Annotated in this window: 13 protein-coding genes; all 13 read left to right on the top strand. The window is 33.5% G+C overall.

Annotated features, from left to right (window positions below; translation table 11 throughout):
* Position 1 precedes the first annotated feature (1 nt).
* The gene (locus tag KPL55_RS14635; protein ID WP_216307478.1) at positions 2 to 310 is read left to right on the top strand and encodes a BMC domain-containing protein; all 309 of its coding nucleotides are present in this window, start codon (positions 2 to 4) and stop codon (positions 308 to 310) included.
* A 26-nt stretch (positions 311 to 336) separates the two neighbouring features.
* The gene (eutM, locus tag KPL55_RS14630; RefSeq protein ID WP_216307477.1) at positions 337 to 615 is read left to right on the top strand and encodes an ethanolamine utilization microcompartment protein EutM; all 279 of its coding nucleotides are present in this window, start codon (positions 337 to 339) and stop codon (positions 613 to 615) included.
* A gap of 12 nt (positions 616 to 627) precedes the next feature.
* Positions 628 to 939, top strand: coding sequence for a BMC domain-containing protein (locus tag KPL55_RS14625; RefSeq protein WP_216307476.1), 312 nt, complete (start codon positions 628 to 630; stop codon positions 937 to 939).
* A gap of 209 nt (positions 940 to 1,148) precedes the next feature.
* The gene (gene eutM, locus KPL55_RS14620) at positions 1,149 to 1,427 is read left to right on the top strand and encodes an ethanolamine utilization microcompartment protein EutM (protein ID WP_216307502.1); all 279 of its coding nucleotides are present in this window, start codon (positions 1,149 to 1,151) and stop codon (positions 1,425 to 1,427) included.
* 21 nt (positions 1,428 to 1,448) lie between these two features.
* Positions 1,449 to 2,084: a phosphate propanoyltransferase gene (locus KPL55_RS14615; protein WP_216307475.1), complete on the top strand. Its 636-nt coding sequence runs from the start codon at positions 1,449 to 1,451 to the stop codon at positions 2,082 to 2,084.
* A gap of 119 nt (positions 2,085 to 2,203) precedes the next feature.
* The gene (locus KPL55_RS14610) at positions 2,204 to 2,482 is read left to right on the top strand and encodes a EutN/CcmL family microcompartment protein (protein WP_216307474.1); all 279 of its coding nucleotides are present in this window, start codon (positions 2,204 to 2,206) and stop codon (positions 2,480 to 2,482) included.
* A 23-nt stretch (positions 2,483 to 2,505) separates the two neighbouring features.
* The gene (locus tag KPL55_RS14605) at positions 2,506 to 3,852 is read left to right on the top strand and encodes a 4Fe-4S dicluster domain-containing protein (RefSeq protein ID WP_216307473.1); all 1,347 of its coding nucleotides are present in this window, start codon (positions 2,506 to 2,508) and stop codon (positions 3,850 to 3,852) included.
* Positions 3,845 to 4,393, top strand: a complete 549-nt coding sequence (locus tag KPL55_RS14600; RefSeq protein ID WP_216307472.1) for a BMC domain-containing protein — start codon at positions 3,845 to 3,847, stop codon at positions 4,391 to 4,393. Before KPL55_RS14605 ends, KPL55_RS14600 begins: the two co-directional genes overlap by 8 nt.
* Before the next feature lie 12 nt (positions 4,394 to 4,405).
* A complete protein-coding gene (locus tag KPL55_RS14595; protein WP_216307471.1) occupies positions 4,406 to 5,050 on the top strand; it encodes a hypothetical protein in 645 nt (214 codons plus the stop codon).
* Positions 5,051 to 5,193: 143 nt separating this feature from the next.
* On the top strand, positions 5,194 to 7,542 hold the full coding sequence (locus KPL55_RS14590; protein WP_216307470.1) for a beta-galactosidase: 2,349 nt from the start codon (positions 5,194 to 5,196) through the stop codon (positions 7,540 to 7,542).
* Positions 7,543 to 7,557: 15 nt separating this feature from the next.
* Complete coding sequence (locus tag KPL55_RS14585; RefSeq protein WP_216307469.1) at positions 7,558 to 8,631, top strand: Gfo/Idh/MocA family protein; 1,074 nt, start codon at positions 7,558 to 7,560, stop codon at positions 8,629 to 8,631.
* 49 nt (positions 8,632 to 8,680) lie between these two features.
* Positions 8,681 to 9,322, top strand: a complete 642-nt coding sequence (locus KPL55_RS14580) for an SGNH/GDSL hydrolase family protein (protein ID WP_216307468.1) — start codon at positions 8,681 to 8,683, stop codon at positions 9,320 to 9,322.
* 94 nt (positions 9,323 to 9,416) lie between these two features.
* The gene (locus KPL55_RS14575; protein ID WP_216307467.1) at positions 9,417 to 11,735 is read left to right on the top strand and encodes a glycoside hydrolase family 95 protein; all 2,319 of its coding nucleotides are present in this window, start codon (positions 9,417 to 9,419) and stop codon (positions 11,733 to 11,735) included.
* The last annotated feature ends 81 nt before the right edge of the window (positions 11,736 to 11,816 follow it).

Below are 11,816 nucleotides of genomic sequence, written 5' to 3'. Positions count from 1 at the left end.
TATGGCAGAAAGTGTAGGATTTCTTGAAGTATACGGCTTAACTGCAGCTTTTGTTGCAGCAGATGCGGCATGTAAAGCTGCAAATGTGAGAATCGATGCTTTTGATCATAATAAACCAGCAAATGCTGATGGTTTACCAGTACCACTACTTGTTTTGGTAAAAATAAGAGGAACAATAGAAGATGTTAAAGCAGCAATGGATGCAGGCTGCGAGGCAGCTAAGAAGGTATCAGGAGTGGTTACCACTCATGTTATAGCAAGGCCAGATATAGAAACAGAAAAATTATTAAAAATAAATTCATTAAAATAATAATAAAAATTTAGGAGGATATTAAAATGGCACAAGAAGCTTTAGGAATGGTAGAAACAAGAGGATTAGTAGCAGCAATAGAGGCAGCAGATGCAATGGTAAAAGCTGCAGACGTAACACTCATAGGAACAGAAAAAATTGGCTCAGGACTTGTAACAGTAATGGTAAGAGGAGACGTTGGAGCAGTTAAGGCAGCAACAGAAGTTGGAGCAGCAGCAGCTCAAAGACTAGGTGAGCTTGTAGCGGTACACGTAATCCCAAGACCCCATGGTGATGTGGAAAAAATTCTTCCAAGCGCAAAGTAGGAAATTTATTTTATGAAAGCATTAGGTTTTGTAGAAGTATCAGGAATAGTAGCAGCGGTTGAAGCCCTAGATTCTATGCTGAAAACCGCAGATGTTGAATTTGTTACTTGTGAAAAGAGACTTGGTGGAAGGCTTGTAACAATAATAGTAACTGGTAGTATTTCCGCAGTTCAAGAGGCAGTTGAAAGTGGCACCGCAAGAGCAAATGAAATAACTAAAACTGTTGCACATGCAATAATTGCAAATCCTCATGAAGAAATTATAAGAATGATCCAAATCAGTGCTGAAAAATTAAATTTAGCGAGAGAAGTGGTGAATAAGTGAGTTCAAGTGGGTTAGAAGTACAAGAAGTTGAAGAAAAGATTGATACAAAGGTTATAAAAGATATAAATGATAAAAAAAATGCAACAAGTAAAAGTAGTAAAGTTAAAGATAATGTAGCTATAACTTCGACTGAAATAACATCTACTGAAATAAATAAAAAAGAAGATGAAGAAAAAAATAAAGAAATTATAATAGAGGAGGAAATAAAAATGGAACAACAATCATTAGGTATGGTAGAAACAAGAGGACTAGTAGCAGCAATAGAGGCAGCAGATGCAATGGTAAAAGCTGCTAATGTAACACTTATAGGAACAGAGAAAATTGGTTCAGGACTTGTAACAGTAATGGTAAGAGGAGATGTTGGAGCAGTTAAAGCAGCAACAGAGGTTGGAGCAGCAGCGGCTCAAAGACTTGGAGAACTTGTAGCAGTACACGTAATTCCAAGACCACATGGTGATGTAGAAAAAATACTTCCAAGCGCAAAATAATTTGAAAGTTAAGGTATGATTATGGATAAGGATGAATTGGTTCAGATAATAACTAGAATTGTTAAAGAAACTGTTAGCAATGATAATAAACTGTTTGTATCAGTGGGAATTTCTGTAAAACATGTTCATTTGTCAAGGGCTCATATGGACATTCTATTTGGGAAAGGTAGTGTGCTTACAGAAAAGAAGGACTTAATGGGAGGGCAATTTGCAGCAGAGGAGTGTGTAACTATCCTTGGAGCAAAACTGAGTTCTATGGAAAAGGTTAGAATACTTGGACCACTTAGGCGCGAGAGTCAAGTTGAGATATCAAAAACTGATTCCATAGTTATGGGAATAAAAGCTCCACTACGTCAATCAGGCCTAATTGAAAAATCGGCACCTATTACATTAGTAGGACCTAATGGTTCAGTTACGCTAATTGAAGGTTGTATAATTGCCAAAAGACATGTTCACATGACACCTCAAGAAGGTAAAAAGTTTGGATTTTTGAATAATCAACTTGTTAACTTGAAAATTCCAGGAGAACGTGGTGGGATACTAGGTAATGTACAAGTTAGAATAGATCCTACCTATTCACTCGAAATGCACATAGATACAGATGAGGCTAATGCAATGGGAATCAAGAATGGTAGTTTACTAGAAATAGTAAAGTAATTATAGAAAGGCAAGTTCTTTAAATGAATTAATAACATTAAGAACTTGCCTTTCTGTAATTTAATAACATCTAAAAAAGCAATTTTAATTATAGATATATTTAAGGGAGTTTGGTAATTATGATTATTGGAAAAGTTATCGGAAAAGTCATTTCAACAAGGAAAAATCAAAAACTAGTTGGAAACAAATTTTTGATTGTTGAACCCTTAGGCGATTTCGGGTTTGATGCTAATAATAGAATTGTAGCTGTAGATAATGTTGGCGCAGGAGTTGGTGAAATTGTTCTTGTAGTGACAGGAAGTTCTGCAAGAGCAGTATGTGATATAGAAAATGCACCAATAGATGCTGCTATTGTAGGTATTGTAGATAATGAAAAAGATATAATGTTAGATGAATAGATCTAGCAAATCGAGGTGATTAGATGGAAATTGAAGAATTAAAAGCAAAACTGCGTGCTTGTGGTGTTGTTGGAGCAGGTGGAGCAGGTTTTCCCACTTATGCTAAATTAAATAGCTTGGCGGATGTTGTAATATTGAATTCTTCGGAGTGTGAACCTCTACTTAGGGTTGATAGACAATTATCTAAGTATTATGTGGAGCAAATTTTAACTGCATTAGAGTTAATAGTTAAGACATTAAAGGCTGAAAAGGGTATTTATGCAATTAAATCGGAATATACTCAGGCTATAACTTCATTAAAAGCTGTTATATATAAATACGAAAATATAGAAATAAAGATATTAGATAATGTTTACCCTGCTGGTGACGAGGTTGTTCTTGTTTATGAAGCCACTGGAAAAATAGTTCCACAGGGTTCTTTGCCAATAGAGGTAGGTGCAGTGGTACTTAATACTGAAACTGTGTTAAATGTGTATAACTGCGTATTCTTAGATAAACCGCTTACCGAAAAATATGTAACCATAACTGGTGAGGTTAATAATCCCACTACTTTAAAGGTTCCTATTGGAACTAGTATAGGTCAATGTATAGAACTAGCGGGGGGAGTTAAGATTAAAAACTTTAGATTAATTCTTGGTGGTCCTATGACAGGACGATTGGGGGAAATAGAAGATGTAATAACAAAAACTTCTAAAGCTATAATTGTGCTACCAGAAGAACATTCAATAATTTTAAGAAGGTTAACAAGAAGTGCAATCAAAATAAATAGAGCAATGTCAGTTTGTTCTCAGTGTAGAATGTGTACTGATTTATGTCCAAGGTATCTTTTAGGGCACAGTATTCAGCCTCACAGAATAATGAATGCTATTGCAAATGGTTTAACAAGTGATGTAGAAGCTTTTAAATCTGCTGCACTTTGCTGTGGTTGTGGAATTTGTGAAAATTATGCATGTTACCAGGGGTTAGCTCCTTCCTCTATAATTGGTGAATTAAAAGTAAGACTTAAAGAAAAAGGTGTTAATAATACTCCGCCTAAGCAGGCAAGCAAAGTGAATATAATGAGAAATGGTAGAAAAGTTCCTATGAAAAGATTAATAGCAAGACTGGGACTTACAAAATACAATATAAGTGCTCCTTTGATTGACGAGCTTTGTAATGTACTCAAGGTAGATATTAAATTAAGTCAACATATAGGAGCCCCAGCTACGCCTATGGTTAAAGTTGGCGATTTGGTACGTGTTGGTGACTTAATAGGAGAAATAGAAGAAGGTAAATTAGGAGCTAATATACATTCAAGTATTAATGGAGTTGTTACAAATGTTAACAATGATGTAATAACCATAGAAGCAAGGGGTGATATGAATGGATAAGGCCATAGCACTAATTGAATATATAACTGTCCCTTGCGGTATTAGAGCTGCAGACAAAATGGTTAAAACGGCTGATGTTGAAATAATGGAGGCTCAAACAGTTTGTCCTGGGAAATATATGGTGCTTATTTGCGGGAACTTGAGTGCAGTAAACGCAGCTATAGATTCCGGAAGATTGGAATTTGAAGAAAATATAATAGATAGTTTCATTTTGGGAAATCCTCACGATTCAATATTTACAGCAATAAGTGGAGTAACTGATCCCGGTGAAGTTGAAGCACTTGGTATTATAGAAACATTTTCAGGAGCATCTATAATAGTAGCTGCGGATACTGCCGCTAAAACAGCTAAAGTCAATCTAATTGAGATAAGAATATCCCGTGGAATGTGTGGAAAATCTTACCTTATGATGTCTGGAGAAATTGCAGCAGTTGAGGCCTCGGTTGCTGCAGCCTGTATTAATGCAAGTGCGAGTGGAATGCTTTTAGACAAAGCAGTTATCGCAAGGCCTGACCCTAAACTATGGGAAAAATTGCTATAAGGAGCATACAAAGTGGATATTTTAAATAATATATTAGATAAAACTCATAATTATTTAATACTTGTAGAAGCAAGAAATACTGGTCTAATAGCATTAAATTTAGGACTGTTATCTTTTTATTATAACTCGTTATCGCACCTTAAAATTATTGTCTTAATACTTTGTTTGCTCAGCATTCTTATTTTAGCAATATCTTTTATAAACTTTAATTTTAGATATAAAGTAAATGAAATTAAAACAAACGAAATTGATAATAATGCATGCGAAGGAAATGAAGGGCATATATCAAAAAATAACGATATTTTAGGGGTTGGATCTAAAGCAATAAAGAGATCTGATAATGATGATAAAATTAAAGAGAATCAGAGAGATTTAAACAAAAATTTGAAATTGAATATTTATAATATTAAAGATATTGTTAAACTTAATCCTAAGCAATATTTGAATTTGGTTTCAAATAAAATGGAAGTAAAAGGAGATAAGTTATTAAATTTTATAAAAAAAGATTATAGGTACTCCTCGGCTAGTATAGATTTGTCCGAGGAGATTTTAATGACTGCTAGAATGTGTGGATTTAGAGAAAAAATATTTTATATTACAATATACATGTTTATAGCAAATATTTTAATACTAATGATTGATAATATAATTTTATAAGGTAAAGACAAGAGGTAGAGAGTATAAATTAGCAAAAGGAGTAACAAGCATAAAACTTGTTATTTTTTTTATATTTTTTATTAAAATACACGTAAATTATGTTTAAAATAAAACTATATTTAACAATTGGAGGTTTAGTATAGATGAGTATATACGAGCTTAACGCAAAACAAATAAAAAAAGACATATATTCAGGTCATCTTAATATGGGAGGAACTAATCCATGTGGTGAAGAAATTTCTCTTACAAATTATTATATTGAAAAAAATCATAAACCATTTTTCGTTATATGTGGGGAATTTCATTTTTCAAGGTGTGACAGTAGGTTTTGGGAAGATGAAATAATAAAAATGAAGTTATGTGGAATAAATACAATTGCAACTTATGTTATATGGAATCATCATGAGGAAGAAGAAGGAATATTTGATTGGTCTGGGAGTAGGAATCTTAGATTTTTTATAGAACTATGTAAAAAACATGATCTTTTTTTTGTTTTAAGAATTGGTCCATTTGCACATGGAGAAGTAAGAAATGGTGGATTGCCAGACTGGTTGTATGGAAGACCTTTTCGCATAAGATCTAACGATGAAGGATATCTATACTATGCTAAAAGACTATACAATGAGATAGGTAAGCAAGTGTCAGGGCTTATGTATAAGGATGGAGGGAATATAATTGCAGTACAACTTGAAAATGAGTTTGAGGCAGCAGGTGCTCCTTGGGAGACCACACCAATTCAGGTTGTAGAATGGGCGGGTTCAACTGGCGGAAAAGAGCATATGAGAATATTAAAAGATATGGCAATTGAAGCTAAAATTGATGCTCCAATATATACGGCTACTGGTTGGGGAGGAGCACCAATTCTTGATGATGAAATTTTGCCATTGTATGGTGGTTACGCATTTTGGCCTTGGTTATTTTATGGAGATGTGACGGAGCATCCACCAACAAAGGAGTTTTTATTTCAAGACTTCCATAATGATAATAGTGAATGTATTGATTTTAATCCACCTTATAAAAAGAACCATTACCCATTCGCATGTTGTGAAATGGGAGGAGGAATGCAAGTCTGGTATAATTACAGATTTACAGTGCCTCCTGTTAGCGTTGAAGCAATGGCAATTATGAAGGTTGCTGGGGGATGCAATTTTATTGGATATTATATGTTCCATGGAGGTTCTAATCCAATTGGGAAAAAATCTTATCTTAATGAGAGAACAACACCTAAAATTTCTTATGATTTTCAAGCGCCTTTAGGTGAATTTGGACAAATCAGAGAGTCATATAAGAGGTTGAAGTTACTTCATTATTTCTTTTCAGAGCACGAAAAAGAATTGTGTAATATGATTACAGTTCTACCTGCGAAGAATCAAGAAGTTATTGAAACAGATACTAAAATATTAAGATTTGCTGCTAGAATTAAGGGTAATTCTGGATTTCTATTTTTAAATAGTTATCAGGATCATATAGAAACCAAGGACCATAAAAATTTTAGAATAAAACTTCAACTTGATAATGAAGAATTAATTATCCCAGAAACTTTTGATCTGACATTGAAGAAAGATGTTTGTTGTATTTTGCCTTTTAATATGAAACTTCGTTGTATATTAATAAAATACTCTACAACCCAGTTTATATGTAGTATTATAGAAAAAGATGTTAAATACTACTTCTTTTATACTCCAACAGGAATGGATGGTCATTATTGTTTTGGAAATAGTTCAATTGAGAATATTAAAATTAATAATGGACATGTCAATAGGAAAGACGGACGTATATATGTAGATATACCTAAAGATGATATGAGTTTTATAAAAATAGATCTAAAGGAAATAAATCCTAGTGAAATAAATAGAATTATAATCTGTACATTAACTAGAGAGCAGAGCCTAAATTTCTGGAAGGTTAATCTTTGGGGAAGGGAAAGGGTTATAATCTCAGATGAGGATATTATGGTTACTGAAAATGCTATAGAGATACTTAGTCTTGAAAAAGAGACATTAAAATTCAGTTTATTTCCCGGGGTGGAAGAAACGTTATCGTCTATAAGTGGAAGTTTAGAAAAGGACTATAGCAGTAATATATTTAAAAATTATAGAATTAATGTAGCAAATAAAATAATAAATTATGATATTCAAAGGGTTGATAATTCCAGGGTAGTAATTAATTTTAAGGATAACTCTTTTATTGATGTCAAAGAAGTATTATTAAATATAGATTATGTGGGTGATGTCGGTTATGCATTTATAGATGGGACATTAATTAATGATAACTTCAATAATGGAACTACATGGGAAATTGGTTTAAAGAGATTTGAAAAAGAACTATTAGAAAAGGGAATGTATTTATATATAACTCCATTAAAAAAAGGGGGAATAGTAAAAAGGGATTCTGCAATGGCAGCGCTTCAAGAAATTGGAGTTGAAGAAATAGTCGAATTTTCTTCGATTAAGATATTATCGCAGAGAAGTATTGTAATAAATAAAATTTAGTAGGGGGACTAATTTATGTGTAAAACGGATTTTGTAATAATAGGTGGAGGTTGGAGAGCTGAGTTTTATCTTCGTATAGCCAAGGAACTTCCAGAACGTTTTGAAGTTAGTGGTATGGTTATTATAAACGAGGTAAAAGGAAAAGAGATGGCGAAAAAATGGAATGTAAAGGTATTTAGCAGTATAGAAAATTTATTAAAGGTTATAAATCCAATGTTTGCTGTAGTCTCGGTTCCGAGAGAAGTGTGTGCTAAAATAATAGAAAAATTAGCATCTAAGAAAATACCTGTGCTTGCGGAGACTCCACCTGCGGAGGATTTAGATGGACTTATAAAGTTAAATAAGTTAACAGCAGATGGAGCTAAAATACAGGTAGCTGAGCAGTATCAATTTCAACCTATGATTGCAGCACTTATATCGGTTGCTAGATCAGGCAAACTGGGAGATATTAGTCAAGTTCAACTATCGGTAGCTCACTGCTATCATGGAATAAGTGTAATGAGAAAAATTATGGGGATAGGTTTTGAGAATGCAACTATAACGGCAAGAAGTTTTTCATCACCACTTATAGATGGACCTAGCAGAGATGGCAAACCAAATGAAGAAAAAACAGTAATGTCTAATCAAGTTATAGCAACTTTTGATTATGGTGATAAACTTGCTATTTATGATTTTACTGATGACCAATATTTTTCATGGGTACGGTCAAATCGTTTGTTAATACGTGGTTATAAAGGAGAAATTGTTAACTATAGGGTAAGTTATCAAAAGGATTTTAGAACACCAGTTGAATTTGAGTTGAATAGAAAAGATGCAGGACTTAATGGGAATTTGGAAGGATATTATCACAAGGGTATTCTTGCGGGCGAAGAGTGGATATATGAAAATCCTTTTGTACCTGCTAGGTTTACGGATGACGAAATTGCAGTTGCAACATGTCTTAATAAAATGGCATGTTACGTAAATGGAGGACCAAGTTTTTATAGTTTGGCCGAGGCATCACAAGATCATTATCTTTCGCTTATGTTTATCAAATCACTAAAAGATAATAAATCAGTTTCAACGCAGAGTCAACCTTGGGGAATATAATTTCGGTGCAGTGTTAATAGATTATAGTATAGAAAGGAAGGTAAGTTAAGTGGATAAAAAATCAAAATGGGAAGGTAAAAAAGTTAACTTTTTAGGGGATAGTATAACTAGTGGACATGGTACAACAATAATATATCATGAAATCATAAAGTCAAAGCTTGGATTAGAAGTAGCAAGAAATTATGGAATTAGTGCAACGAGGATCGCAAGTTGCCTTGATGATGAGAATAATTCTATGTCTGTTAGGTTTTCAAAAATGGAGGATGATGTTGATTTAATTATGGTGTTTGGCGGAACAAATGACTTTGGACATGATAAATCACCAATAGGAAGATTTGATGATAGGTGCACAAGTACATTCTATGGAGCTTGCCACGTACTGATGCAGGGGCTTATAGAAAAATACTATAAACAAACTATAGCATTTATTACACCAATTCATAGGGACTATGATGAGGATGTCTCATATGAAAAAAATACAAGTGGTAATACATTAAAGCAATATGTAAACATAATAAAAGAAGTTGCTCAGTATTATTCTATACCAGTTTTGGATCTATATTCTTCAAGTGGAATGCAACCTAAAGTTCCAATAATAAAGGGGATGTATATTCCTGATGGGTTACATCCCAATGAAGCAGGACATAAAAGACTAGCAGAAAAAATAATATCCTTTATGGAGAGTCTTTAATTGTAAAGTATACTTGATTTTATAATTAATATAATATATTGTTAAAATAAAGATTTCAATAAAAATAATAAGTTAATGGGGTTGATGAAAACTTATGGAAAAATTAAATACTAAAAAAGATATGAAGTTATGGTACTTAAAGCCGGCAGACCCGAAGGACTGGAATCAAGCATTACCTATTGGTAATGGAAGTCTTGGAGGTATGGTATATGGAGGAGTTAAAACAGAAAACATACAACTTAATGAGGATACACTTTGGTATGGTGGGCCAAGGGATAGGACAAACCCTGATGCTTTAAAATATTTGCCTAAAATAAGAGAGCTTCTATTTGCAGGTAAATTAAAAGAAGCTGAGAAATTATCACTTCTTGCACAAGCAGGAACACCAGAAGCATCAAGACACTATGAATCATTAGGAGATCTTTTTATTGAGTTTGAAAATCATAACGAAGAGATATGTAATTATAGAAGAGAACTTGATATTGAGAAAGCGGTTATTACTATAACTTATAAAATATCGGATGTTAGTTATAAAAGAGAAATATTCACAACTGCAGTACATAATGTCATGGTGGTAAGACTTACTGCAGATAAACCAAGGAGTATTTCTATTAACACTTTTATGAGTAGACAAAGATACTTAGATGAGAGAACTTCAATAAATGAGAATACTTTATTAATGAATGGAACAGGTGGTGGGAAGGGTGCAGTAAGTTTTTGCTCACTTATGGCGGGAGTTTCAGATGGTGGAAAGACCTATACTATTGGATCTACATTAATAGTTGAAAATGCAGATGCGGTAACATTGATATTAGATGCTAGGACAAGCTTTTATGGAGAGGATCCATATAAGTGGTGCCAGGATACATTAGATAAGGCAGCAAATGTAAGTTACGATCAACTACTAGAAGAACATATAAAAGAATATCAAAGCTATTATAAACGTACAAGTCTTAAAATAAGTGGAAAAGATAATGAAAAAGAGTTAGAAAAATTACCTACAGATAAAAGACTACAGGCAACTCAAGAAGGAGTAGATGATTTAGGGCTTGTTAGCTTGTATTTTCAATTTGGAAGATATCTTCTAATATCATCAAGCAGACCAGGATGTATGCCGGCAAATCTACAAGGTATATGGAATAACGAAATGTCACCTCCATGGGGTAGTAAATTTACAATTAATATAAATACACAGATGAATTATTGGCCAGTAGAAGTATGTAATTTATCAGAATGTCATCTGCCTTTATTTAAGCATATAGAAAGAATGAGAAAACCTGGTAGAATAACTGCTAAGAAAATGTATAATTGTAGGGGTTTTGTAGCTCATCACAATACAGACCTATGGGGAGATACCTCTCCACATGATTTATGGAAACCAGGAACACAGTGGCCAATGGGAGCAGCATGGTTATGTTTACACCTTTGGGAGCATTATGAGTTTACCCAGGATAATGTTTTTTTAGAAAAATCCTATGAGACCATGAAGGAAGCAGCAGAGTTTTTCGTGGATTTCTTAATAGAAGATGGTAAAGGCAATCTTGTTACGTGCCCTTCTGTATCTCCTGAAAACACGTATATGCTACCAAATGGTGAAAAAAGTGCGCTGTCTATAGGACCTTCTATGGATAGCCAGATTATACATGCTTTATTTATGGATTGTATTCAAGGCTCTGAAATTTTAGGAATAGATAGTGAATTTAGCAGTAAGTTAAAGGAACTTATGAAGCGGTTACCAAAGCCAGTCATAGGTAAATATGGTCAAATACAAGAATGGTCAGAAGACTATGATGAAGTTGAACCAGGACATCGTCATATATCACATTTATTTGCATTACATCCATCAAATCAGATTACTTTGAATAATACACCAGAACTTGCTATGGCTGCAAGAAAAACGTTAGAAAGAAGACTAGCAAATGGTGGTGGTCATACTGGTTGGAGTAGAGCTTGGATTATAAATATATGGGCAAGGCTTCAAGATGGAGAACTAGCATATGAAAATATAAAAGCATTACTTTCTAAATCTACATTGACAAATTTGTTTGATAATCATCCACCATTTCAAATAGATGGTAATTTTGGTGGCACAGCCGGTATTGCAGAAATGCTTCTTCAAAGTCACGCTGGTGAAATTCAATTACTTCCTGCGATTCCTAAAGTTTGGAGTTGTGGAGAGGTAAAAGGACTTTGTGCTCGCGCTGGATTTGAAGTTGACATCAGTTGGAAGAATGGAGTATTAACAAGTGCTCAAATATATTCGAAAGCTGGAAAAAGTTGCAAAGTGCATACAAGTATACCAATGCGAGTTATGCAGGAAAATCAAGTTATTTTCCAAAATGACACGAGTAATACAACTATAGAATTTAAAACTGAAATCGGTAAAACATATACAATTATTCCACTTACCTAATTAAATAATCAAAAGGGGTGATTAATGACTTCGGAAGGAAATTTGTTTTCCTACTGAAGTTATTTTTTGATTTAAATAGAG

Source organism: Clostridium lacusfryxellense, from assembly GCF_018861735.1.
GTDB lineage: Bacteria > Bacillota > Clostridia > Clostridiales > Clostridiaceae > Clostridium_AD > Clostridium_AD lacusfryxellense.
This window is presented reverse-complemented; position numbering and strand designations above follow the sequence as displayed.

Bases quoted from the DNA above. Each gene is read 5' to 3' on its own strand.
- KPL55_RS14575 (WP_216307467.1), top strand. From the start codon at position 9,417: ATGGAAAAATTAAATACTAAAAAAGATATGAAGTTATGGTACTTAAAG.
- KPL55_RS14610 (WP_216307474.1), top strand. From the start codon at position 2,204: ATGATTATTGGAAAAGTTATCGGAAAAGTCATTTCAACAAGGAAAAAT.
- KPL55_RS14590 (WP_216307470.1), top strand. From the start codon at position 5,194: ATGAGTATATACGAGCTTAACGCAAAACAAATAAAAAAAGACATATAT.
- KPL55_RS14625 (WP_216307476.1), top strand. From the start codon at position 628: ATGAAAGCATTAGGTTTTGTAGAAGTATCAGGAATAGTAGCAGCGGTT.
- KPL55_RS14605 (WP_216307473.1), top strand. From the start codon at position 2,506: ATGGAAATTGAAGAATTAAAAGCAAAACTGCGTGCTTGTGGTGTTGTT.
- KPL55_RS14600 (WP_216307472.1), top strand. From the start codon at position 3,845: ATGGATAAGGCCATAGCACTAATTGAATATATAACTGTCCCTTGCGGT.
- eutM (WP_216307477.1), top strand. From the start codon at position 337: ATGGCACAAGAAGCTTTAGGAATGGTAGAAACAAGAGGATTAGTAGCA.
- eutM (WP_216307502.1), top strand. From the start codon at position 1,149: ATGGAACAACAATCATTAGGTATGGTAGAAACAAGAGGACTAGTAGCA.
- KPL55_RS14615 (WP_216307475.1), top strand. From the start codon at position 1,449: ATGGATAAGGATGAATTGGTTCAGATAATAACTAGAATTGTTAAAGAA.
- KPL55_RS14585 (WP_216307469.1), top strand. From the start codon at position 7,558: ATGTGTAAAACGGATTTTGTAATAATAGGTGGAGGTTGGAGAGCTGAG.
- KPL55_RS14635 (WP_216307478.1), top strand. From the start codon at position 2: ATGGCAGAAAGTGTAGGATTTCTTGAAGTATACGGCTTAACTGCAGCT.